Below are 22,910 nucleotides of genomic sequence, written 5' to 3'. Positions count from 1 at the left end.
ACCGGCAGTACACCTTGAGGTCGTCCCAGGTCTCGTACGTCTCCCCGCGCACGTCCATCAGGACGCCGTCGATGAGCTCGTCGCCCGGCGAAGACCGGGCCACCACAAGGGGAGATGAGGATCAGCAGCACACCCTGCAGCGGTCGTAGTGCTTGGACAGGGCCCGCGCCATGTTCAGCTGCACGCCCTTGGCGATTCGACTGCTCGCCTTCGCGGGATTCGTGCCCGCATGTCGGTCAGCGTGGCCGTTCAGGACGGCGAGGTCGGTCTCGTACGCGTTCTTCATCCGCTCGAAGCGGTCACAGGTCTTCATCGAACAGCTCCTTCAGAGGAAGAGGGGGCGGTGGCGGCACGCACGCGAGCCAGGACCGGGCCCAGGTGCTCGTTGCCGAGGGTGATTCCCCGGCGACGCATGATCGTCCTGAGCTGCGCGCGGGTGATCTGCTTGTTGTTGTCTTCACGCAGCACTTCGGGGACATGAGGAAGGACCAGCTCGACGACCTCGTCTTCGGACAGACGGCGCGGTCCAGGTTGGGGCCGCCGACCAGCCTGGACCTTGGCCCGGACCGTCCGTGGACGTGCCGGTCCGGGACGCCCTCGCCGCGGTCCGCTTCGCTCCGGACCGCTGGGGGCGCTGGTCCGGGAAGGGGATCCGCTCGGTCCGGGTTCGGGGGTGGCGTGGTCCGGGTCCGGTCCGGGTTCGGGGGTGGCGTGGTCCGGGTCCGGTCCGGGTTCCGGGGCGGCGTGGTCCGGGTCCGGTCCGGGTTCCGGGGCGGCGTGGTCGGCGTCAGCCGAGCCAGCGGCACTCCGGACCGCCGGTTCCGGTGTGCCCTCACGGTCGGCTTCGTCCGTGTCAGGGAGCGGCCGGGCGACCCGCTGGTGAATCTGCCGCATTAGCACGCCGAAGGCCAGCATCGCCCCGGTGGGTGGGACGGCGGCGACCACGTAGTCCAGGAGTGGGACCGGACCGGGGGCTGTGCCGCTGACTCCGAAGACGTTCAGGGCGATTGAGCCGACGGATCCGGTGACGGTCACGCCGACGGCCCACCAGTCCGTCACCCGGCGCAGACCGGCTCGCAGCATGAGAAGCTCCCCGGCGACGATGAACGCGTCCAACGTCGCCGGCCACGCCCACTGCCGGCTCGGCGAGTTGGCCAGCCCGTGCCGCCCTGCGACCTCGGCAAGGTGGGCGTAGGAGAGCCAGAAGCCCGCCACGGTGAGGACGGTGATCACGGTGCCGGCCGCGACCAACGCGTAGCGGTCCGCGGTCTGCTCGGTGGTCTCCTCGGTCAACAGCTCCCTTTCGGCGCGGGGTCATGGTGAGGTTGGTGGGGAGGCGGCGGGAGGTCATGCCGCCTTCTTCAGTGCCTCGATCAGGCCGTGGGTCTGGGCTTGGCTCGGCACTTGGCAGAACGTTTCCTCTGTGGCGGTGGCCGCGTCGCTGTCGCCCTCGGTGGGGGGTGTCCAGTACCGGTCGCGGTCCGCGATGGCGTGGCCGGCGTCTCGCAGCAGGTCGCGTGCGTGGTCCAGGTCGATGCCGAATGCGTATGCCAGGCGCTCCGGGGCCCATCCGCGGACGTAGGCGTGACGGGTGACGGCGTCGCGCTCGGCGGCGGTGAGGTGGACGTCCCGGCCCATGATCGCGGCGCGCACCCGCGTGTAGTCGAGGCGCTTGGCGACCTTGGCGTGCCAGGGCCGGCGCTCGGCCTCGGTCAGCCCGCCCCACATGCCCCAGCGGATGTCGTTGTCCAGTGCGTGGGTGAAGCAGTCCTGGCGTACGGGGCAGGTACCGCAGATCGTCTTGGCCTCGGCGATATCGGCGTGGGCGCGCGGGGCCGAGAAGAACAGGCGGTCGGCCTCGTCGGCCTCCAGTTCGCGGCAGGCTCCGCGGGCATGCCAGGAGATGTCGGCGATGCCGCGCAGGCTCGTGGTGGGCGTGCTGTTGGTGGTGATGTGGCGCATGGGTGGTTCTCCAGGGGGCCGCCGGGCAGGCGGGAGCGGCGCGGACGCGCCGGCTGGTGTCGGCGGGCCGGCTCGGTGCCGGGCGGCGGGAAGCGGGTGAAGCGCGGGGGCCGTCAGGCGGCGGCGCGGAAGCGGCGGTCGGGACCGTCGAGGTGGACCGGGGTGCACATGCCGGACAGGCGGGAGAGCACGCGGTCGCCGACCTTGTCACGCAGAACCGGCTGGCGGGGGTCCATCCGCGTGGTGCGGACGGGGGCCAGGTTGGTCGTGATGATCGTTGGCAGGCGGTGCTCGCTGCGCCAGTTGAGCAGGCGGAAGGTGATCTCCTCGTTCCACTCGCTGCTCTTGGCCGCGCCGAGGTCGTCCAGGAGGAGCAGTGGCGTCCGTACGATCCGCCGCAGCAGGTACTCCGGATCGAGCCCGCCCCGTGCGCGCATCGCGCCGTAGAGGTCGGCGGCGGTCGTGGCCTGCCAGCGCACTCCGCACCCGGCTGCGGTCAGGGCCCGGATCGCTCCGTACGCCTGGTGGGTCTTACCGGCACCCGTGGGCCCCCACAGCAGGAGGCTGCGGCCGTGCGTGATCTCTCGCTGGCCGGCGGAGCCGAAGTGCGGGACGAGGGGACTGGCGGCGTGACCGACGGCGCTCTCGGCGATGGCGCGCACCCACTGGGCGACGGCGGGGTGCTCGGTGTGGGCGTCCCGGTATTCGTACGGGATGCGCTCCTGGGCGGCTTCCAGCGCGGGGATCGGCTCGGGGGTGTCAGCGAGGGGCGTGGCGCTGTCGAGGGCGATGCCGCGTTCGGCGAGCTTGCGCTGCATCCAGGCCACCGTCGGGTTCTCGGCGGCCGTCTGAGGGTCGTCGAGGCGTGGGCGGGTCACAGGGCGACTCCGAAGGTACCGGTGGGCTCGGTGGGGTTCAGGTACGGCATGTACGCGGGGGAGGCGGCGGCCCAGGGGCCCGCGCCGGCGGCGGAGGACGGGCCGGCCGGGGAGGCGGGTGCCGAGTTGACCACCTCGTTCACGACGCTCGGCAGGACGCTCGGATGTAGGCCCTTGGTCCGCAGGCGGTCGAGTGCGGGACGCAGTGCGTCGGGTTCGAAGCCCTCGTCCAGCAGCTGGCGGATCTCCTTGCCAAGGTGGCCGAGGAAGGTCTTCGGCGGGCGGCGGCTGCACCCGCGGAGGTACTCCGCCATCAACCGCTTCGCCGACCACTCGCCCGCCTCGGCCGACTCCAGCAGCTGGTCCGAGGAGGATCCGGGCGCGGGCGCCTCGCGCCCCCTACGGGAAGATCCAGGATCCAAGATCCTAGATCCAGTGCGTGAGCCCTCCGTGAACGTGGCGGCGGTCACTCCCTCGCTCCGCTCACGACCGCTTTCACCTGCGGTTTTCTCGCCGCCGCCGGTGAAATGCGGCAGCGCGGGCGGAGTGGCTTCCATCACTTCGGTGGATCGGACCGCATCGCCGGGGGAATCCGGCGCAGCCGAGCGGATGAGGACTCCATGAGTGTTCATGGAGCCGTCCTCGGGCGAGGGGCCTGCCGGTGGCTCGGCGGACACCTGGGCCGCCGCGCGAACGTTGTCCGAGAGGGTCGGCGACGGGCACTGCGTTCGCCCGCACTCGCCGCACGCCTTCGCCGCGTCGTGCACGGGACAGCGGGGGAGACGGGAAGCCGAGGGGCGGTTGATCTTCTGGTGCCGGTCCCACGTCACGATGTGCAACCACGTCTTGCCGTCGCAGCCGGTGTACCGGCAGATCAAGCCGCGCTCGGCGAGCTGCTCCAGGTCATGGGCGACGTGAGCCGGAGTGTGGTCAGGCCGCAGTGCCCACAGCCGCCCGGCGACGATGGCCGGCAGGTCGCGATGTCGTCCTGCATCGTCGGCGTGGGTCAGCAGCCCGATGAAGGTCAACACCGCCGTCACGTCCACGGACGCCAAGTCCTCCGATTCGAACGCTTCCGGCTTGATGGTGCGGATACGAGCCATCAGACCTCAGCTCCGTTCCGGCGCGCAGAACGAAGGTGGGCGATGGCCGTCGCGCGGTCCGCGGTGCCAATCCCGAAGGACGGGCTTTCGCGCAGGGCCGTGCTCATGCAAAACTCTCCTTGTAGTACAGCCGCAGCCGGTGTTGCCCGTAGGAAGGGCCGGCGCGGCGATGACGGGTCGGTCTCTCCACCGTTGCCTCGGTGGAGATAGGACTCTTCGCGGTTCGGCGCCTGGGAGTTGCCTCTCCCGGGCGCCGCAGCGTTTTCAGGCTCTCTCTGTGCGGTGCTTCACGTATCCCTTCCGTCGATCGCCGGGTTGCCTCCCGGGGACGACGAACATACGTAGACCGCCCGCACAAGTCCATGCTTGGCACTAGAGGCCGTTAAAGGCCGCCTCGTTCGGAGGTAACCGGTGAATGGCTGGGCCTTCTCCCAGCGCGCACCCTTGCCGCGTCACCACCGATGCCCTCTCTCTGCCTCGCCCGGCGGGACCGTCACGCCGGGCTGACCTGCTGATGACCAGGATTTAAACCTTCCGGAAGAACCAACGTCAATGTCGGTTTCCAGCGGAGTTACGCGCGTAGAGACGCCTTGGTCTAGTCCTGTCGTGGCGCCCCAGTGAGGGGCAACTTCCCTGGCCGGTAAAGGAAATGCATCGAGGTGGGAACATCCCGTTCCGGTTGCGAGAGGCATGTGTAGGCCAGTGTGTCGGTGTGGAAGAAAAAACCGGCAATAAGTTGCCGGTTTCAGAACCGGAAATCGCCTGCCGGTTTTATGTCCGTTTCGGGGCTGAACGCCGCGATATTGCTAGTCGATCGCAACCTACGCAACCGTAGGAATGTGCCCTGGGTCACCGCGCCTCGACGGGTCGATTCCAAGCTCTCAAAATGATCTCGTATTCTGGATTGGAGGCAGGGGAGGGCCGACGCGCAGAGCGTGGTCCCTCCCTTTTGTGTTGCCTCAACTCGGGGAACGGCAAGCCCTCTACACGAGGGAAGCGACACCAGAGGAGCGAGGAGAAGCGGATGGGCGCCAGAGAGCCCCTCCCGGACCACGGGGGCACCGGGGACGAGACCGGCGAGGTCGCGCGAAGCAGCCAGGAGGCTGCATCTGCTGGCCGGGTTCCCAAGGAGGATGCGCAGGCGCCGTGGGCCGGCCAGCTCATGGGTTTCGCCGGACAGCTGAAGTCCTGGCGCAAGGTCGCCGGCCATCGGCGCGGGCGGCGTGTCACGCAGGAAGAATGTGCCACTGCAGTCGACAGGTCGGAACGCTGGTGGCGCGACCTGGAGCGCGGTGATGGCAGGAACCGCCTTGACCGTGACCAGTGCGACAAGCTGGCCGAGCTGCTGCAGCTCGACCGCGATGAGTATCACGCGCTCCTGCTCTACAACAACCTCGGGCACACGGCCACCTCGGCGGACGCCAACGGAACCGTCGACCCGCGAGTCCGCAGCGGCCTTCGACTGCTCATCGACAAGCAGATGCCGAGCCCGACCTACCTGTGCGACGCCAACTGGAACATCGTCGGTTACAACGCGGCGATGGCGGAGTGGTGGCCCTGGGTGCTCGAACCAGGCGCCAACCTCATGCGCTGGGCCCTGACGACCCAGGAGGCCCGTGCCCAGTACCACGACTGGAACCGGCACGCCACCGAGTACGTCAAGATGTTGAAGTTCGCTCTTGCCGGTAGGGGTGACTCGGCCGAGCTCATGGAGCTCATCGGTGACGTGTGCAAGGACCCTAAGGTCAGGCACATCTGGGAGACCTGCACCGACCTGACCGAGAACCGGGACGGACACATCTTCCGGATGAGCATCCCGGCCATGGGGTGGGAGCCCATCGACGTCGTCAGCCACGTCCTCTACCCGGCGGCGTTCCCTGAGTACCGCTTCGTCGTCATCACGTGGTGGGCAAAGGAGGACGGCGAGGAAGAAGCCCGCGACGTGGACACCGCCCTCGGCGCCTCGGATGCGAAGCCGCAGGTTCAGGAGCCACCGGCCCCGCCGACGGCTGCTGCCCGCCGCCGCGTCGCTCACGCCATCACCGGGCGGATCACGGTCCCCACCGCCGAAGCCGCTGCCGCGTTGGCCGGCGAGGACGCCGTGCCTCTTCCGGTTCTTAGTCGGCTCATGGGCGAGAAGTGCCAGTTGACGCTGTCGCCCTCTGCTCAGTCGGTCATCTGGGCCGTCCAGGAGGAAGACGGTGAGTGGAGCGTCTCCGAGGTCGCGGTGTACACCGCGATCGTCAAGCTCCCGCATGCCGCCACCGATCCCGAGGCGTTCCAGGAAATGAAGCTCCTGGTGCGCGCGAACCTGCCGGCGGCCCCGAAGGAGGCGTCGGACCGAATCCAAGAGCTCCTGCCGCAGTTGAAGAACAGGATCCACTTCCTGGAGCAGATCGCTCGGGACCTGCACGAACAGGACCCGAGTCTCCCGTACGTCTGGGATCCGACCGACGAGATCTGAGCGAGGCCCGTGGTGCCGCCGACGACCAGCCCCATTCAGCTGGAGCTGGCCGTCCGGCGTTCCGTGTCATGGGGCGGGGAACCGGGTCCTGGCTGAGGGGTTACAGGGAGGGCGCCTCGGCCGTGCCGATGCGGAAGACGGCGGGCCCCACGCCGTACGGACCGCCACCGCCCGCCCCGACCGCTGGCGAGTGGCACCGCCGGCTGCTCGATCGCAGGCGATCTCCGTCTTTGCCCAGACGGCTACTGGTCGTAGGTCCATGCTCGACCGGTTTGGCGGTACTCCGCGACAGGGATGGGGGCGACGCCGGCCTTCATGCGCGCGGTGTACAGCAGGCCGTCCAGGTGGTCGATCTCGTGGTGGATCAGCCGGGCGAGCCCGCGCTCGTAGACCGTGGTCACCGTCTGGCCTTCGAGGGTAGTGGTCTCCACGGTGATCCGCAGCGGCCGGGGCACGAGGCCGCGTACGTCGAAGTAGCTGAGACAGCCCTCGTACTGCTCGTCCTCGTCGAGGGAACGGTCGGTGATGCGGGGGTTCAGCAGGACGATCGGCGGAGCGGCGGGCTCGGGAGGATGGACGACGGCGGCGGCCCGGCCGATCGCGATCTGCGGCGCCGCGAGCCCCATGCCCTTGGCGAACGGGTGGACCCGGCCGATCCGGTCCATGGCGGAGAACAACTGCTCGACGGTCTGCTCGGCTGCCTGGCGTTCGGCCCGGCAGGTTGAAGGCGAGGGCCGGCTCGGTGAGGACGGGGGCTCCGCGCTGTACGACTCCGAGGTCGCGCATCTGCTCGCTGGGCCGCACCTGGCTCACCTGAACTTTCCTTGATTCATGTCACGTTCGGGCCGGGCCCGGAACCTCCATTCGAGACGGTACCGGGCGTGGAGGGCGGGTGTGGAGGTGCTCCAAGAGAAGATCCGTTTCCCGTTTTCCTCGTGCTGGACCGGTGCTGTCCTCTGCCGGAGGCGGGCAAGCCCTGACATGATCCGCGAATGATCGTCACACCGATACCCGGCGCCAGGCTGGACCTCGTGCACCAGCTTCTACGGGAAGCCCACACCCAGGCCACGAACCTGAGCAACTACAACAGCGCCGAGGAACACCTCCTGAAGTACCTGACCTGGGTGAACGAGCAGTCTCGGCTGCTCGGCTCCCAGGTGCGGGCGAAGGACATCGAGGCGCTGTTCTTCACCCCGATCTACTGGGCCCTGCTGAACGGAGCGGGCCATCTGGGCGGCCAGCTGGCGCCGAAGGTGACGAACCCGCTGATCGACCAGGAGGTACGGCAGCGGATCGCCGACCTGGAGCGGGCCGTCGAGTCCACCCGGGACACCATCCTCCAGTGGCCGGAGAAGGTGTCGACTCTGGTGCTCGACACGAGCTTCTTCATTGAGCACGAGGAGAAGCTGGAGGACGTCGACTTCTCGGAGCTCGCCGGCCAGCACGGCGGGGTTCGGATCGCCGTGCCGATGATGGTGGTCGACGAGCTGGACCAGTTGAAGGAGAGCAAGGTATCGCCGCAGGCTCGGTGGCGCGCTCGGTACGGTCTTGCCGTCCTGGACCGACTGCTGACCGACGAGACGATGCTGGGGTTCGTGGAGGTCAAGGTCCTGTCGGACCCTCCTGGGCACGTACGGCTGCCTGACGAGGACGATGAGATCGTCGACCGGGCGCTCGCGCTGAGCGTGCTGGCGGCCGGTCCGGTGAAGCTGGTGACGTACGACACCGGGATGGCGCTGCGGGCGAAGATCGCCGGCGTGCCGTACGAGAAGCTCCGCAAGGAACTCGGCACGGAGCCGGAGCAAAAGTAGCTCGGACGCAGCTGCGCCTGCCCCGCGTGCTGGCCGGGGCAGGCGCTGTCGTGTGAGCTGGTGGTCAGCCGGTGTGCCAGGTGTCGTGACGGGCGTTGTGGTTGTAGGGCTGGAAGTCGGCGGGCGTGTGGTCGAGAGGGAGGTCCTGCCTCCAGGCCGTCAGGCACTGGCTGCTGGGCTCGAAGAGAGGCTGGGGCAGTGCGTCGAGGCTCCAGAACCGCCACGAGCCGATGGTCTTCTCCAGCTCCCGGGGTGTGCCGGACCAACGGGTGACCAGCGCGGGCACCGTGAGCCGGAGAACGCCGCCCACATGGGCGAGAAGCGTGCCGAGCACCTGCACGTCGTCGGGCCTGGCGATCAGCCCGGTTTCCTCGGCGAGCTCCCGGATCACGGCCTTGACGAAGGTCTCGCCGGGCTCCACCGATCCACCGGGCACTTCCCACGTTCCGAGGCGGTGGCGTCCCAGCAGGACACCGTCAGGGCCGTGCACGACGATGCCGACCCCCAGCGCCGCGTGCGGTGCGGGCGGCGCCACTGTCCGGGGCCGGCTGCGGATTCGTTCCGGGCGGTGGGCCGCGTACAGCCGGTACGAGAGGGGCTGGTCGGCCTGTGGGGGGTTGATTGTGGTCACCGTGTCGACGACGAGGCCGTGGTCGACGAGGAGGTCTTCCCACAGGCGTGGTTCGAGGACCCACATGTGCACCCGATGCTCCGTGTCCGTGCCGGGCAGCCGCAGGATCTCGGGCCGTGCGGTGACCGACTCGGACGGCCCGCGACCGTGCGAGTTGGTGTGCAGCGCGCTGAACACCAGCCGCCCGCCGGGCTTGAGGCCGTTGGCCAGGGCGGGCAGAAGGCGGTGCGGATCCAGGAAGGGGACGCCGCTGACGGAGTAGATCAGGTCGTAGGGGTCGGCTTCCTGTAGGTGATCGACGGCGGCGTCGGCGCACACCAGGCGCAGGCGCGGGGTGTCGGGGTAGCGGGCGAGGGCCCGCTGGTGCTGGGTGGGGGAGGCGTCGACGGCGGTGACGTCGGCGCCGAGGGCGGCCAGGTGTGCGGCGTGCCGGCCGACTCCGGCTCCCAGGTCCAGGACGCGCAGGCCGGCGACCTCGCCGAGCACCTCGATGCCGGGCCCGGCCCGCGGGATGTCCCAGGCCCAGTCGCCCAGCTCAGGCAGGTCGAACGAGCGGCCGAGCTGATGACGGCCGTAGAGGGTCCAGATCTCGCCGATTTCCTTCTCGACGTCCAGCACGAAGTACTTCCTTCCGTTCAGGTGGATGATCAGGGGCGCAGGGCGAAGCAGCGCAGGACGTCGAGGTCGGCGGTGCGTACGACGGACCAGCCGGCCGCGAGCAGCTCGGCGTCCGTGGGCGAGATGCCAAGGCCGAGGAGAGCCGGGTCAGTGGTCGTGCGGCGGCCGGCGATCTCGGTGACGACCCAGAAGGTCCCGCCGGGCGCGAGCAGGCGGCGGACTCGGCCGAGGAAGCCGGCCTTGTCGTCCATCCACCGGTAGACCAGGCGGCAGGTGATGAGGGCGTAGGCCGGATCCCGCAGGGTGTCGAGGTCGCCGGTGGCGAAGTCCAGGCAGTGCCACGTCGGTGCCGGATCGGCGGTGCTGTCGTGGGAGGCGGCGAGCGCGACCGCGTTGGGCGAGCAGTCGACGCCGGTCGTGCGGTAGCCGAGCTCGTGATGGAGGTGGCGGGCGAGACAGCCGTCGCCGCTGCCGATGTCGAGGGCGGGGCGGCCTCCGCCGGGGCCGAGGTGCTCGGCCATCAGCTGCTTCTCGGTCTCGCACAGCTGTCGGTAGCGGCGGCCGTCGGCCCAGAGCGGCTCCCAGTAGTCGGGGCTCGCGGTGGATACGGCGGAGGGGGTGGGCATCAGGCTCCTTCGCTGGCGGACGGCACGGTCGCGCGGGCGGCCCGTCGCGCCCGGTTGGGGGACGGGTGAGTGGCGGGCCCAGCCCTGAAGCCCACCGTCCCGAGGGCCGGTTGGGCGGCCACGGCGTCACGGAGGAAGCTCAGCTTGGAGTGGAAGGTGTGCTCGGCCGCCCAGCCACGGGTGGCGACGTAGTTCCGGAGCCAGCCGTTGACGCGCTCCATCTCGTGGAGGACTTCGTCCTGGTCCTGGTCGAGGACGCCCCGGGTGCGCAGGTATTCCAGCTCGCACTGTGAGAGGACCACCGTGGGGTCCGCGAGCAGGGTGCAGCGGTCGAGGAAGATGCCGTAGACGTGACCGGTGCGCATCGATTCGCACTGGATGTCGTAGCGGACGCGCTGGAAGGGCGGCATGGCTCGTACCTGGAGGCCCAGTTCGCCACGAAGGTACGCCTCGAAGCCGTCTGGGGTGACGTCGATGCCGTACACCAGCTCCTCCCGGCGGGCGAAGGCGTCCTCGGCGAACCACTTCCGCTTGAGCACGTGCCCGGCCGTGACCGTGGGGACGAATGAGGCGTAGCCGACCTCAGAGGCGGGGCCCGTGACCTCGAAGAGGTGGTTCTCGGTGTGGTGGGCCTGGAACTCCTCCCGGTATTCCGGTCGCCAGCCTTCCAGTTCGCCGTCGCGCAGGGCTTTGAGCAGTTCCATGGCCGCGGCCCAGATGTCGGGCGCCGGGTCGAGGGTGTACTTGTACTCCAGCTCGGTGCCTTCGAAGTGCTTGCGGAAGCAGCGACGGTGGTTGTTGAGGGCCGTGCTCGATGCGTGGTGCGCGGCCAGGACCGGGTCGAGCCAGCGAAGGGCCTCGACCGGGCCGCGGCCGACCGGCTCGCTGGTGGTGCGCACGAAGCAGGCGTCCTCGGGGTGGAACCTGATCTGCGCGTAGGCGTGATAGCCACCGGGGTGTTCGGCCAGGTAGCACAGCGGCACCAGGCCCGGGGCGGCTTCGGCGCCGATCAGCTCGCGCAGGGCGGCACCGGCGATGGCGTCGGGGAACAGGTCCTTGCCGTCGATCCGGACCGAGCCGATCCGGGTGCCGTCGGCTCTGAGCGCTTCGGCGGAACAGGTCCCGAGGGTGTTCCAGCCGATGACCACGGTGGTGCTCGGCCGGCTCACCTCCTGCGGGGCGACCCGGACGAAGACGAGGGGCTCGTCGGCCCGGCGCGGGGCGGTGCGGTTGAGGAGGTGGACGCCGCCGAGGACCACCCACGCTCCTGCCGCCGCCGTACTGAGGGTCATGACCGGATTTCCTTTCGTGAAGCGGGCACCACGGTCGGCCGGTCTGCTTCCAGGCCGTCGGCACGCCTTCGCCGGATGCGGTCGGGCGTGCGACGGGCCGGTCCTGCGCCGCACGGGCGGGGTGTCGGCCTAGGGTGGTGCGGGTGAGTCTTGGTGATGCTGTTCAGGTGGTTGTGGACGAGGCTGTCGCGGATGCCAGCCGTGCCGCGCTGGAGTTCGACGGGGCCCGGGCCTGGCTGGAGGAGGCACGCCGGCGCCCGATGGAACCGCTGGCGGCCGAGGTGTGGGTGACCGATCCCGCCTTCGAGCACGTGCTGCTGGTCAAGCACCGGGTGCGTGGATGGGTGCCGCCCGGCGGCAAGGCAGAGCCGGGTGAGACGCCGCGTGCGGCAGCGGCCCGCGAGCTGCTGGAGGAGACCGGTCTGCGGGCCGAGCTGCTGGCCGAGCCCGCCGCCGTGGCGGTGCGCTCCTACCGGTCCGACTGGTCTCCGACGCTGGGCCTGTCCTACGCCGCGATCGTCGATCCCCAGGTGCCGCTCGCGGCGGAGCCGGGGCAGCCGGCGGCGTGGTTCGGCCTGGACGAGGAGTGGCAGAGCGTGTTTCCCGAGGATCGCGACCGCATCCGCGCGCACGCCCGGCGCCTGGCCACCGCCTCCGTGGTCCGCTGAACCGTGACTCTGGCAGCCGTTCACAGGACGGTGTCGATCCGGTCGAGGGCGGACGGGGGCAGGGCGATCAGCTGGAGGGCGTGCAGGAAGTGGCACCACACCGGTTCCAGGCCGGGCCGGTGTTCGAACTCCGTCCTGGTCAGGTGGCCTGTGGCGTAGTCGACGGTGCGCAGCGCGGCGTGTTGGAGCTGGTCGGGGTGCACCCACTGCGGGGCGCGGACTTCCTCGGCTGAGGGGCGGAGGTCCCCGCAGACCTCGGCCTGGAAGATCCACCACTGGTGTCCGACGGTGCTGGTGGGCGTGCGCCGGCAGCGGTTGGGGCGCCACTGGGTCAGCAGCGGGTGCAGGTGGGTGACGGTGAGGCCGACCTCTTCGGCCACTTCGTTGCGGGCGGCCTGTTGAGGGCTGCCGTGCTGGTCGATGTGGCCGGCGACCGGTGCGAGACCGGCCGGTGGTGTCGCCCGCTCGAACAGCAGCAGTCCCTGCGGGCCGGAGACGAGCACTCCGACGCTGGTGTGGTCGCAGTAGCTCACGCCGGCGGGGGAGTTGGCGGGCGTGGTCACGGCGTGCCCGTGGGCCGCTGGGCGACGACGACGAGCCAGCTCGTCACGGTCACGGCATCGGGCGTGGTCAGGGCGTAGGCCGCGTCCAGGATCTTCATCCGCTGGGCGTGGGTGAGACCGCCGTCGGCCGGGCGGGCGAAGACGGGGATGGAGAGCCACGCCTTCTTCTCCGCCATGGTGCCGTGCTGGGCGGTGACCTCGGTTCCGACGAGGGCCAGGCCGGCGGCGGTCAGCTCGGTGGTGACCGTCTCCAGCGGCAGCTTCGGCGCCGCGTCCGTGCTCTTGGACGGAGGGGTGTAGTCGTGGTCGCGGGCGGCGATCTGGAGGATGAGGGCGTTCAGCGACGGGCCGGTCCGGACGGTGTGCTCGTCGGGGTGGCGCACGCCGGCGAAGCCGCCGCCGATATTGAAGACGAACCGGCCGCCCGGGCGCAGGACACGGGCGACGGCGGAGAAGACCGCCGGGGTGTCGGTCTTCCAGATCGCCGAGTTGCACACCACCGCGTCCACGCCGCCGGGCGGGACGTGTTCGGCGAGTTGCTCGGCCGGGGCGGTGATCCAGGACAGCCGGGGGTCGGAGAGGGTGCGGCGGCCGACGCGCTGCATCGCGCCGGCGTTGTCCACGGAGACGACCCGGGCCCGGTCCGGGACCATGCCGAGGATCGCGCGGGCGGTCGCACCCGCTCCGCCGCACAGGTCCACCACCAGCTCGGCGTCGGCCAGTTCGGCCCGGGTGGCGAGGTCGACGCTGGTGGTGTTGTACATCGGGTGGATACGGGTGAAGGCTTCGTACGCCTCGGCGGTGGCGTTCTCGTCCCAGCCGGTCAGGGCGTCCTGGGGTGCCATGGCGGAGAGGTCCTCGCTTCACGGATCGGGGCCGCGGCCGGGGGCCGGACCAGAGGCTTGAAGGGTCAGAAGAGAGCGGACTGCACCACGGCGGCGGGGGAGGAGAACTGCGGCCCGAGGGTGATGCGGTGACCCTTGAGGACGCCGAGGTCGAGCAGGTAGGGCAGGGAGTCGCCGTCGAGCGTGGCCAGGACCTGGGAACCGGCGCAGGCGAGCACCGTCAGGCCGTGCTCGCCCTCGCGCGGGTCGTGCGGGTACAGGGCGCGCTCGGTGCCGGGGGCACGGAGCAGGTCGCCTTCGGCGGGCGGTGTCCACGGCTCCAGCAGGGCCGGGATGTTCATCTCGGACAGGGCTTCGGCCGCCCGGTCGAGGTGCTGCTGGTGGGCGGCGCGGACAGGGGCGAGGTCGCGCAGAGCCGCCAGAGCCTTCAGTTTGGCCGCGGCCCGAACGGTCTGCGTCAGGTCCAGGCGCCGGGAGAGGGCGTCCTCGACGAACCGGACCGTGCGCCCGTCGGGGCTCTTGGCGAGGTAGGTGGCAGCCAGGGCGCCCTGCTCGTCGAGGCGGGAGCGCTTTCGGGGTTCGGCCGCGGTGCCGACCTTGGTGGTGCCGTCGGCGAACGTGGCCAGGTAGAGCCAGTGCGGCTGGGTCATGTAGGCGGCCAGGGCGTCGGGGACGTGGCCGCCGGAGTGGAACTGGTGGGCGAAGCGGAATTCATCCCGCGCGGTGCAGGCGGCGCACTGGCCGCCGGTCTCGGCCGGGGCCTGGTCGGGGCAGGCGACGGCTTCGACGCGGACGCGGTCGGTGAACTGGTACCGGCCGGTGCACCACCGGCCGGCACCGTTCACCTGGTAGGCCAGACGCCGGCCCATGACCTGGGCGTGAAGCAGGGGTTCGCCGGGCGGTGGGGCGAGCAGGAGACGGGGAGCTCCGTTCGCCCAGGTGATGCCGTGGCATACGTACGTCCCGCTGGTGGGCAGGCTCTGGTCCATGGTGGTTCCTCGCCGATCAGTGCGTGGGGTGGGTCAGACGGTCAGGTTCAGGCGGTCGGCCAGGTGGTCGGCGGCCGACTTGAAGACCTCGTCCCGGTCCAGGCCCGCGACGTCGAGCCACAGCCAGTCGCTGCAGGAAGCCTGTTCGCGCATCTGGTTCAGGACGGCTTCCTGGTAGCGGATGAAGTCCTCGTCTCCGTCGCCGGAGTGGCCGGTCTCCAGAGAGGTGAACGAGCCCTTGCGGGTTAGGGCTTCGCGGGCGCCGATGTCCAGGAAGAACACCAGGTCGGGTTCCGTCAGGTGGGCGAAGACCTGTTCCGTGAGTCGGACGGGGACCTCGGGGCTGACCGCGTAGCGGGCGAGGATCTTGTGGTGGGCGTTGTCGAGGACCACGTGGGTGCCAGCGGCGAGCGCGGGCCGGATCACGAGCCGGTCCTGCAGGGTGTACCAGGAGGCCAGGGCCAGCAGCCAGTAGTGGTCGCCGCACGCTCGGGCGACGCCGGCGTCGCGCCGGTAGACCAGGTGGTTGAGGCGGTCGAGGTAGGCGGACAGGTCCGGGTCCGCCGGGATGCCGGTGGTGTGCTTGCCGACGAGGATCGCCTCGTGGCCGGCGTCGGTCAGGGCCTGGTGCAGGCGGGTGGCGAGGGTGGACTTGCCGGCTCCGTCGCCGCCAACGAAAGTGATCAGCCGCCCGGGCTCCGGGGCGGACGTCGTGCTGGTCGTCATCGGGTTCCTTCCCCGGAGCGGGCCGGGGCGCCGGCCAGGCGGTGGGTGATGATGGTGCGGATCCGGTCGATGAGGACGGCTCGCCGGCGCAGCACGTCGTCGTGCCGCTCGTTGGACAGGTCGGCGGGGTAGTGCGCGGTGAGGTTGTTGGAGATGACGTGCAGGTATCCGAACCGGATCCCCGCCGCGTGGGCGGCTGCCCCCATCGGGCCGATCTCCGGGTCGACGAAGGCGTACGAGGGCATGTGCCGGGCCAGCCAGTCGGTGTCCTCCAGCAGGATCGAGGGCGAGGAGACGTGCAGGCCGCTCTGCACACCGCCCTGGGCGGCGGCGAAGTCGCCGAAGAAGTCGTCCCAGCTCACCAGCGACCCCCGCAGCAGGCTGGTGTTGCCGGTCGCCAGCCAGGTGTTCGGCTCGATCCCGGGGGCCAGCGAGCCGACCTTGCCGATGTAGACGACGTCGCTGGCGCCCAGCTCGGCCAGCCGTGCGACGACCCGTCCGGCGACGTCGCCCCAGATGCTGTGGAGGAACCCGAGGTAGACCACGCGCCGTCCGGCTATCTCCGCACGCTGCCAGGCGTAGCCGGGCCCCCGCATCCACACCCCGTTCGTGGGGGCGAGGTGCTGAAGGCCCCAGCCGACGATCACCAGATCGCCGTCCAGGTCCAGATCGAGCGTGTCGAGAGCGGAACGGCACTGCTCCTGCACGGGCGGCTGGTAGGTGACGATGTCCGCCGGCCGCCCCGTCAGGGCCAGATAAGTGGCGATGATCAGCCCGTAGTGCTGGACGTAGTCGGCGCCGGGAAACGCCTGGAGGATCAGGTCGCTGCCCTGGACGGTCGCGGTGGGCCGCTCGATGTTGAACAGCTTCCCGGTCTTCTCGTACCGGGAGATCACCGCGGTGCGGTCGTAGCCGCCCACCACGCGGATGCTGTCCCAGTCCTTTTCCTGGATGAGGTGGTGGACCTTGATCTCCAGGTAGCGCAGCAGACGGCTGGGGCTCATGGTGTGCCCGTGGAAGTCGATCGGGCTCGCGTGCAGCAGCCCGGGAGCGGCGATCAGGGAGGTCATCGGTTCTCCTCCGCGATCGTGACGCTGCTGCCGGCCGCGGTACGGACGACGGCGATGTTCCGCCGGATCAGGTCGAAGCGGTCCGGGGGGATCGGGCCGAGGTTCTCGATGCGAGGCGTGGAGGGCTTCTCGTAGGGGCCTTCGAGGCGCAGGGCGATGCCCATCGCGCCGAGGATGACCGGCGCCGCGCCGTCCACGGAGGAGATCCACTCGTGCTCGCGCTGCTCGACGAGTTCCAGGTGCCCGGTCCGGCCCAGGCCCAGCAGCCGGTAGACGATCAGGTCGTCGACCAGACCGTGCTCTTCCAGATAGGCGGTCGCCAGCCAGCGGGTGCGGCACAGCTGCCCGTCCGGATCCGGACGGCGCGAGGCCGGCAGGGCGATGGCCCCGGCCCAGCCGCTGTTCACGACCGCGTCGTAGGTCCGCCGCCACTCCTCGTCGTCGGCGGCGTGCAGGACCGCGCACAGCCGGAAGGTGTCACCGGACAGCTCCCGGATCTCACGCGCGGCCTGCTCGCTGGCCTTCAAGGTGGCGGCCCCGTCCCGCATCACGTCCGGCAGGATGATCTCCCGCGCGGACACCGCGAGCGCGGCCTGAACGAGGTCGGCGGCGGGCAGGGCGTAGCCGAGGTCGAAGAGCCCGTTGTCGACGATGATCTCGGCGCCGCGTACAGCCTCCCCGGCGAAAAAGTCCCGGTAGGAGGGGTCCGCCAGGACCCGCTGGGCGGCGACGTGGTGCACCCGGGCGGGCTCCTGGGCGAGGAAGACACGGAGGTAGGCGGGCGGGGCGATCACGGAGAAGTCGATGCTCTTGGCCATCACCGCCCTCCCCACTGCCCGGCGGCGACGGTGAGGAACTCCTGGGAGAGAACCGGGTCGGTGCGGAAACGACCGCCCCTGTGCACCGTCGTGGTGCGGGCGTCCTCCATCCGCACGCCGCGCATGCTCATGCACAGGTGCACGCCGCGCACGGTGACCGCGACGTCCTCGCGGCCGAGGACGCCAGCGAGGTGCTCGGCGACCTGGCGGGTGAAGCGCTCCTGGACCTGCAGCCGTCCGGCGGCGAACTGGGCGAGGCGGCCGAACTTCGACAGGCCCACCACTTCGCCGTTCGCCACGTAACCGGCCGCCACCTGCAGGTTCATGGGGAGCATGTGATGCTCGCAGAGGGACCACACGCTCATGCCGCCCACCACGACCAGCTGGCCGTCCAGACGGGACTCGGTGAAGCACGTGAGCGTGGGGGCGTCGGCCGGGGAGAGGAAGTCCCTCCACCAGGCCGCGACCCGCTCAGGGGTGCCGTTCAGCCCTTCGCGGGCGGGGTCCTCGCCCAGCTCGACCAGAAGGTCGCCGATCAGGGCAGCGATCCGGCCGGTGTCCACGTACGGCACGGGCCGGGCGGGTTCGGTGGCGTTGGAGACCACAGTGGTGGCGCTCGTCATGGGTGTCGTCTCGCTTCCGGGAACGGTGGAGAAGTCAGATGAGTGGGGTGCATGGTCAGCGGCCTCGGGCGTCGGCGAAGGCGAGCACGTGCAGGCGCGTGGTGAAGTACCAGTGACGCGCGGCAACCGCGTCCGCGAGCTCCCGGGCCGACGCGGTGATCGACTCCGCGGTGGTGCCCTCGGGCATCACCCACACCGGGGCGAGCCCATGCCGGTCCGCCAGCGCGGCGATCCGGTCGACGTCGGAGACGGAAGAGGCGACGAACTTGAACGCGGCCTGTCCGGATTCGGCGAGCGCCCGCAGGACGGACGGCACGATGCTCTTGGCCTCGTCCACCCCGAAGCTCGCCAGCTTCGGCGACACGTTGAACCGGACGCCGGCGACCAGCAGAGCGGGGTCGGGCATGACCGTGCCGTTGGTCTCGAACTCGACCCGTCGGCCGTCCTCCAGCAGTCGCTGGACCAGGGGGGGCAGGTTCCGCTGCTGGAGCAGCGGCTCGCCACCCGTGATGACCACCAGCTCGACCGGCGACGACTTCACCCACGACGCCAGGTCCTGAACGGACTGCCTCGTCGAGACCTCCCGCGGGTCGAACCGGCTCCAGTCCCACGTCTCCTTCGTGTCGCACGCCGTACAGCTGAGGTTGCAGCGGGACAAGCGGATGAAGATCGCCGGGTGGCCACAGCTCGGGCCCTCGCCCTGGAAGGTGGGCACTTCGACCCCGAAGCGTTCGGCGACGATCAGATGCAGTCCCGATGCATCGTGCGCCTCCGTCGGAGGGGCGGTCACGAGCTGGCCACCTCGAAGCGGGCCCAGCTCCGCCGGGTCTCGCGGACACGGACGGAGACCAGCTGCCTGCCGATTTCCGGCGGCATGTTCGCGATGAACCAGGCCGCCAAGTGCTGCGCCAGCAGCTCGGACGTCGGCTCGAAGTCGAAGACCTCGTGCAGGTTTTGGTGGTCGAGCTCGCTGTCGAGGTACCGCTTGAACGGGCTGAGGTCTCCGAAGTCCGTCACGAATCCCGGCCCCTGGAGGGAGGCTGCGGAGAGTACGACCTCGACCTCGTAGGTGTGGCCGTGCTGCCGGGAGCACTTGTGCTCAGGAGGGAGGCTGGCGAGGCGGTGGCCGGCCTCGAAGTCGAACGTCTTGCCGATGGTGAACCTGCCGGGCGGCAGGGGAATGGGTGCGGTCTCCACGGGAGTCCCTTCTCGTGATGGAGGGGATGAGGGCTGTAGCTCTCTCTGACGCGGTGCTCGTGAAGTGCCTTTCTGGACGGATTCCAGCGGCGCCGGTGGGCCCCGCGCGGCCGGCGGACGCGTCCCTCCGAGCGCGGCAAGCCCGGTCCACCTGCGGCCGTGGGCTGGTTCGGCGAAGTGATGTCGCACAGGGCGGTTGGAGCGCTGGTTCCTACGATGCGACCTCTGCTGAGGAAGCGTCATTGACCGTGCTCCGTAGAAACATTGACTGCTTCGGTCAATGCGTGTCCGTGCCCGAAGGGCCGAGGATGTGGCGGAGCGACGGAGGGACGGACGGTGGGGAAGGTAACGCGAGCGCGTCGAGCGGAGATCCAGCGTGAAGCGACCCGGCTGCGGGCTCAGTGCCAGCGTGACGGCGACAGCCAGGAGCGGACCGTCACTGTGCTCCGGGCGGCGCTGCCCGAGCTCACGGCGCTGGAAGCGTGGCGGCTGGCTCTGGGATGGTCCCGGGCACAGGCGATTCGGGAAGTCTCCCGGGTCTACCTGGAGGACGACCTGCTGCCACCAGCCCTGTCGCAGGCGCTGTTGTGCCGGTACGAGCACGGGCAGGCGCAGCCCGGCGACGAGTACCGGATCATGATCTCCCGGGCGTACGGAGCGCGCCCGGACCAGCTTGGGCTCGCCACGAACCACCTCTGGTGCAGTACGTGCGCGGCCCCACTGCCGCTCGACTACGGTCGGCGGCAGCGTGAGGAACAAGGCATCGACCGAAAGGCATCCATGACGACCGCGAGCGGGCTGCCCGCCATTCGTGAATCCGTACAGTGGGCTGTTCTGGACGCGCCCGAGGGCTCGCCGTCGCTCGTTGCCCTCGCCGAGGCCGCGGTCGAGCACTACGCCCTCAACTACAGCAAACACCCGCCGTCCACCCTGCACGACGAGGTCCGCGCGACCCGCAACCTGCTCTCCACCGTGGTGGGCAACGCGGATAGGGACACCGCTCGCGACCTGCGCCGGCAGGTCGGCTGGCTCTCCGCGCTCCTCGGAAACCTCGCCTACCACCTGGACGACCGAGCCGGAGCCCGCGCACACCTGACCCTGGCGGGAGCCATCGGCGAGTCCACCGGAGAGGCGGCTCTCACCGCCTGGTCCAGTGGAGCCCTGGCCATGGTCGCCACCGCCCGCCAAGACTGGGACCACGCCCGCGGACACGCCGAATTCGGTCTCCAGCACGCCCCCGCCGGACTGCGGCGCGCCCAGCTCCTGGGATGGGCCCTGCTGCCGACGCTCGCTGCCCTGGGGCACCGGTCCCGGGCGGACGAGGTCGTCAGCGAGAGCGACGAGATCATGCAGTCCGCCGTCGAGCTGCCCGGGCGTTTCGGCTACGACCGTGCCGAGCACCGTCTCCACGTCGCCGAGGCCCATCTGACTCTGGAGCGCTACGACCGGGCTGCCGAAGTCGCCCGCACGTCCATTGCGGCAGCCCCCGAGCACACTCCGGGATGGGTGGCGGCCACCCTCGTGCTCGCCCTCGCCGAAGTCCGCGACACCCCCGAACAGGCGGCCGGGCGTGCGCTGGACGTCCTCGACCTCATCCCCCCTGCACGGCTCCGTGCCACGGCGCGCACCCGTCTCGCCCGCCTCGCTCGGCTCCTCGACCCAGCGGCGAGCGGCGCCGGCGCCGAGCTCGTGGAACGACTGCGCGTTCTGCCCGCACCGATCCGCACCGACGGCACCGCCGCGTAGCCACCTGGCACGAGTCGCCGCTCGTTCGCGCGGCGAGAGCCTCCAACGGTCGTTCACTGAGCGCCTCCGTCCAAGGCGGTCAAGCGGCGAACGGGGGAGCGCCACAGCATCCACGTGGACACGAAGAGGACGATCACACCGGCGGTCATGACGGTGCGGACGCTGGTGACGGTGGCGAGGGCCCCGGCGGCATGGGCGGCCAGCGGCTGCGTGCCGGTGGTCAACCAGAGAGAGGTCTGCTGGACGCGAGCGCGGAGCCGGGGAGGGGTGGTCCGCTGTTGTACGGAGCGCTGGGTGGTGCCCACGCACGTGGCCGCTGCCCACTGGCCGTATCCGCTGACGACGAGGATGGCGAGCCAGGCGGTGCCAGGGCGGGCGGCCAGCGGGGGTATCTGCATCAGCGCGTACACGGTCCACGCGCAGGCGATCACGCGGCCGGTCCCGTAGCGGCGGACGAGACGGGGGGCCGTGAGAGCTCCGCTGAGGCCACCGAGGCTGCCGGCGGCCATGATCACGCCGAGGCCGGTCGCCCCGACCTGCACGGCGGTCAGCAGGTGGTACGAGAGGAGGGTGGCGGTCAGTCCGGTGCCGATCCCGGTGACGGTCAGCGCCTGAAACAGGGGGCGGAGTATCGGGTGGGACGCGGAGTGGGCGACGCCCTCGCGGATCTCCCGGATCGCCGACCGCCGCGCGGTCTGCGCGTGGTCGGGAGAGGGCAAGGCACGAATGCGGGCCGCGCACCAGGCCGATACGAGGTACGACAAGGCGTCGGCGGCGAATGCGCGAGTCGCCCCGATCGTCGTGACGAGGACGGTGCCCAGGGCGGTTCCGGTGGTGCCGGCGATGGTGATCACCGCGGTGAAGCGCGCGTTGGCTCGGTGGAGGTGCTTCGGCTCTACCAAGAGAGGGACGGCGGCCATCGACCCGGCCGTGTGCAGGGTGGACAGGACGCCCAGGGCCAGGGCGACGGTGTACAGGAGCGGCATCGACAGTCGGTCGAGGACGGCGGCTGCGGGGATGACGCCCACCAGGGCAGCCGCCGCCAGGTCGGTGGAGAACAGGACGGTCCGCAGCGGATACCGGTCCACGACCACGCCCGCGGGCAGAGCCACCACCAGCGCCGGAATCTCCGCGGCGAACGCGAGCAGGGCGATCTGTCCCGGGTTGGCCTCCAGGGAGAGGACGGCGAGGGCCGGCAGGGCGACAGCGTGGACGGCTGAACCGGCGTAGCCGATGCCCTCGCCGGTCAGCAGGAGGGCGAGGGAGCGACTGACTGCCCGGCCGCCTACGAGCCCGTGCGGGCTGGCGTGGATCTGGGGTGCCGCTGTCATAGAAGGTGCTCCGGGAGACAGAGAGGGCGGTCGATGGCAGAGAGGCCGACGGCCTCCGGAGACGAGCCTGGCGGGCCGGCTGCAAGGTGACGGGCGTCCGGCTGGCCGCTCGTCACTGGGGAAGAGGCCGTTCCTTCACGCCGCGCGGCTGCCGTTCAGGAGCACGGTCGGCGGGTCGGGCAGGAGGTGGCGCCGCTCCAGGGCGGCGCGCCGGTCCTGGTGGGGCGGCAGTCCGGCGCGGGCCCGGAGCGTCTCGAGAGCCTCCGGATCGTCCACGGGGCACATCTCGATCTGCCCGTCGTGCAGGCGGTACTGCGTGCCGTACTGCTGGGGCCGACCGCTTCTTACCAGGCACCGGTCGTAGAGGCGGGCCCACTGTGCGGTGGTGGCATCGCCATGGCGCATGGCGGCGTGGAGCGAGCGGAGCAGGGTGATCTGGAAGTTGAGGTCGTGGTCGCTGTTGAGGGCGATCACCACCGCGGCCTCGCAGCCGGCGTCGCCGACCAGTGACCGCCCGGGCCAGCGGCCCAGCCGTTCGATGATCCGGCGCAGCGCCTGCGCGTCCTGCGCGGCGGGCGCGGCGTCCTCCACGGCGCCACGCTGATGTGCGGGGGCTCTCCAGGTCTTTACGGCGTCGGCCACTCGGCTGACCAGGTCCTGGGCGATGTCGGGATGGGCCAGAGGTTGGGCCGCGCCCGACGTGCTGGCGGCGGTCGGCGGCGGCGTGGGACGTGCGAAGAGAGTTCTCACGGGGCGTCCTTGGGGTGACGAGGGGCGTGGGAGACAGGGCGGCGGCCGTACGCGACCGGTGCGTGCCGAAACCGTTGGTCTGGGCGGCTGGTGTGCGGGACGGGACCTGTTGGGGCCGTGGCGTTGGCTGTCGAGATCGACGGCTGCTCTTCGGCGGACAGCTGATCAGCGGACGACCGCGTCGCCGCGGCGGAGGCGG

24 protein-coding genes are annotated in these 22,910 nt (G+C 70.5%); 4 read left to right on the top strand and 20 right to left on the bottom strand.

The window, feature by feature from the left end:
* Positions 1-121 precede the first annotated feature (121 nt).
* The 5 genes from ABZX67_RS29120 to ABZX67_RS29100 all read right to left on the bottom strand — a co-directional run bounded on the left by ABZX67_RS29120 (position 122) and on the right by ABZX67_RS29100 (position 3,943).
* On the bottom strand, positions 122-313 hold the full coding sequence (locus ABZX67_RS29120; RefSeq protein ID WP_355366238.1) for a hypothetical protein: 192 nt from the start codon (positions 311-313) through the stop codon (positions 122-124).
* Entirely contained in the window at positions 310-1,293 is a 984-nt protein-coding gene (locus ABZX67_RS29115; RefSeq protein ID WP_355366235.1) for a DUF2637 domain-containing protein, read from the bottom strand. Before ABZX67_RS29115 ends, ABZX67_RS29120 begins: the two co-directional genes overlap by 4 nt.
* Positions 1,294-1,347: 54 nt before the next feature.
* Positions 1,348-1,962, bottom strand: a complete 615-nt coding sequence (locus tag ABZX67_RS29110) for a WhiB family transcriptional regulator (RefSeq protein ID WP_355366232.1) — start codon at positions 1,960-1,962, stop codon at positions 1,348-1,350.
* A gap of 113 nt (positions 1,963-2,075) precedes the next feature.
* On the bottom strand, positions 2,076-2,840 hold the full coding sequence (locus tag ABZX67_RS29105) for an ATP-binding protein (protein ID WP_355366229.1): 765 nt from the start codon (positions 2,838-2,840) through the stop codon (positions 2,076-2,078).
* Positions 2,837-3,943 (bottom strand): hypothetical protein, encoded by a 1,107-nt coding sequence (locus ABZX67_RS29100; protein WP_355366226.1) that lies wholly within the window; start codon positions 3,941-3,943, stop codon positions 2,837-2,839. The genes ABZX67_RS29105 and ABZX67_RS29100 overlap by 4 nt, the downstream gene beginning before the upstream one ends.
* A 1,024-nt stretch (positions 3,944-4,967) precedes the next feature.
* On the opposite strand from ABZX67_RS29100, the gene ABZX67_RS29095 reads away from it, so the two are divergent.
* Positions 4,968-6,407 carry a helix-turn-helix transcriptional regulator gene (locus ABZX67_RS29095; RefSeq protein WP_355366223.1) on the top strand — a complete coding sequence of 480 codons (1,440 nt, stop codon included), beginning with the start codon at positions 4,968-4,970 and terminating at the stop codon, positions 6,405-6,407.
* Between the two features lie 242 nt (positions 6,408-6,649).
* Here ABZX67_RS29095 and ABZX67_RS29090 read toward each other — a convergent pair whose 3' ends face one another.
* Complete coding sequence (locus tag ABZX67_RS29090) at positions 6,650-7,084, bottom strand: peptide deformylase (RefSeq protein WP_355366220.1); 435 nt, start codon at positions 7,082-7,084, stop codon at positions 6,650-6,652.
* Positions 7,085-7,399: 315 nt separating this feature from the next.
* Between ABZX67_RS29090 and ABZX67_RS29085 the strand changes: the two genes are divergently transcribed.
* The gene (locus tag ABZX67_RS29085; RefSeq protein WP_355366217.1) at positions 7,400-8,218 is read left to right on the top strand and encodes a PIN domain-containing protein; all 819 of its coding nucleotides are present in this window, start codon (positions 7,400-7,402) and stop codon (positions 8,216-8,218) included.
* A 64-nt stretch (positions 8,219-8,282) separates the two neighbouring features.
* On the opposite strand, the gene ABZX67_RS29080 is transcribed toward ABZX67_RS29085, so the two are convergent.
* From ABZX67_RS29080 to ABZX67_RS29070, 3 genes are read right to left on the bottom strand one after another with little or no spacing between them, the layout of a single operon-like run.
* The gene (locus ABZX67_RS29080; protein WP_355366214.1) at positions 8,283-9,467 is read right to left on the bottom strand and encodes an NUDIX domain-containing protein; all 1,185 of its coding nucleotides are present in this window, start codon (positions 9,465-9,467) and stop codon (positions 8,283-8,285) included.
* 29 nt (positions 9,468-9,496) lie between these two features.
* On the bottom strand, positions 9,497-10,093 hold the full coding sequence (locus tag ABZX67_RS29075; protein WP_355366211.1) for a class I SAM-dependent methyltransferase: 597 nt from the start codon (positions 10,091-10,093) through the stop codon (positions 9,497-9,499).
* Positions 10,093-11,385 (bottom strand): hypothetical protein, encoded by a 1,293-nt coding sequence (locus ABZX67_RS29070; RefSeq protein ID WP_355366208.1) that lies wholly within the window; start codon positions 11,383-11,385, stop codon positions 10,093-10,095. Before ABZX67_RS29070 ends, ABZX67_RS29075 begins: the two co-directional genes overlap by 1 nt.
* A gap of 173 nt (positions 11,386-11,558) precedes the next feature.
* Between ABZX67_RS29070 and ABZX67_RS29065 the strand changes: the two genes are divergently transcribed.
* Entirely contained in the window at positions 11,559-12,053 is a 495-nt protein-coding gene (locus ABZX67_RS29065; RefSeq protein WP_355366205.1) for an NUDIX domain-containing protein, read from the top strand.
* A gap of 20 nt (positions 12,054-12,073) precedes the next feature.
* On the opposite strand, the gene ABZX67_RS29060 is transcribed toward ABZX67_RS29065, so the two are convergent.
* From ABZX67_RS29060 to ABZX67_RS29020, 9 genes are all read right to left on the bottom strand, one after another.
* A complete protein-coding gene (locus tag ABZX67_RS29060; protein ID WP_355366202.1) occupies positions 12,074-12,616 on the bottom strand; it encodes an NUDIX hydrolase in 543 nt (180 codons plus the stop codon).
* Complete coding sequence (locus ABZX67_RS29055; protein ID WP_355366199.1) at positions 12,613-13,461, bottom strand: class I SAM-dependent methyltransferase; 849 nt, start codon at positions 13,459-13,461, stop codon at positions 12,613-12,615. The genes ABZX67_RS29060 and ABZX67_RS29055 overlap by 4 nt, the downstream gene beginning before the upstream one ends.
* 65 nt (positions 13,462-13,526) lie before the next feature.
* Positions 13,527-14,450 (bottom strand): DUF2797 domain-containing protein, encoded by a 924-nt coding sequence (locus ABZX67_RS29050; protein WP_355366196.1) that lies wholly within the window; start codon positions 14,448-14,450, stop codon positions 13,527-13,529.
* 33 nt (positions 14,451-14,483) lie between these two features.
* Positions 14,484-15,176, bottom strand: a complete 693-nt coding sequence (locus tag ABZX67_RS29045) for a thymidylate kinase (protein WP_355366193.1) — start codon at positions 15,174-15,176, stop codon at positions 14,484-14,486.
* Positions 15,173-16,246, bottom strand: coding sequence for a hypothetical protein (locus tag ABZX67_RS29040; protein WP_355366190.1), 1,074 nt, complete (start codon positions 16,244-16,246; stop codon positions 15,173-15,175). The genes ABZX67_RS29045 and ABZX67_RS29040 overlap by 4 nt, the downstream gene beginning before the upstream one ends.
* Complete coding sequence (locus ABZX67_RS29035) at positions 16,243-17,064, bottom strand: hypothetical protein (protein ID WP_355366187.1); 822 nt, start codon at positions 17,062-17,064, stop codon at positions 16,243-16,245. The genes ABZX67_RS29040 and ABZX67_RS29035 overlap by 4 nt, the downstream gene beginning before the upstream one ends.
* Positions 17,064-17,687 (bottom strand): GTP cyclohydrolase I FolE, encoded by a 624-nt coding sequence (gene folE / locus ABZX67_RS29030; protein ID WP_355366184.1) that lies wholly within the window; start codon positions 17,685-17,687, stop codon positions 17,064-17,066. The genes ABZX67_RS29035 and folE overlap by 1 nt, the downstream gene beginning before the upstream one ends.
* A 55-nt stretch (positions 17,688-17,742) precedes the next feature.
* Positions 17,743-18,477 carry a 7-carboxy-7-deazaguanine synthase QueE gene (locus ABZX67_RS29025; protein WP_355366181.1) on the bottom strand — a complete coding sequence of 245 codons (735 nt, stop codon included), beginning with the start codon at positions 18,475-18,477 and terminating at the stop codon, positions 17,743-17,745.
* Complete coding sequence (locus tag ABZX67_RS29020) at positions 18,474-18,884, bottom strand: 6-carboxytetrahydropterin synthase (RefSeq protein ID WP_355366178.1); 411 nt, start codon at positions 18,882-18,884, stop codon at positions 18,474-18,476. The genes ABZX67_RS29025 and ABZX67_RS29020 overlap by 4 nt, the downstream gene beginning before the upstream one ends.
* A 441-nt stretch (positions 18,885-19,325) precedes the next feature.
* Between ABZX67_RS29020 and ABZX67_RS29015 the strand changes: the two genes are divergently transcribed.
* A complete protein-coding gene (locus tag ABZX67_RS29015; protein ID WP_355366175.1) occupies positions 19,326-20,630 on the top strand; it encodes a Twin-arginine translocation pathway signal in 1,305 nt (434 codons plus the stop codon).
* 53 nt (positions 20,631-20,683) lie between these two features.
* Here ABZX67_RS29015 and ABZX67_RS29010 read toward each other — a convergent pair whose 3' ends face one another.
* Positions 20,684-21,961, bottom strand: a complete 1,278-nt coding sequence (locus ABZX67_RS29010; protein ID WP_355366172.1) for an MFS transporter — start codon at positions 21,959-21,961, stop codon at positions 20,684-20,686.
* Between the two features lie 135 nt (positions 21,962-22,096).
* Entirely contained in the window at positions 22,097-22,711 is a 615-nt protein-coding gene (locus ABZX67_RS29005; protein WP_355366169.1) for a DUF6624 domain-containing protein, read from the bottom strand.
* Positions 22,712-22,910: the final 199 nt, after the last annotated feature.

This window comes from Streptomyces sp. NPDC003036 (genome assembly GCF_040611175.1).
Lineage (GTDB): Bacteria > Actinomycetota > Actinomycetes > Streptomycetales > Streptomycetaceae > Streptomyces.
The sequence above is the reverse complement of the archived record's forward strand: the minus strand, read 5'-3'. Positions and strand labels throughout refer to the sequence as shown.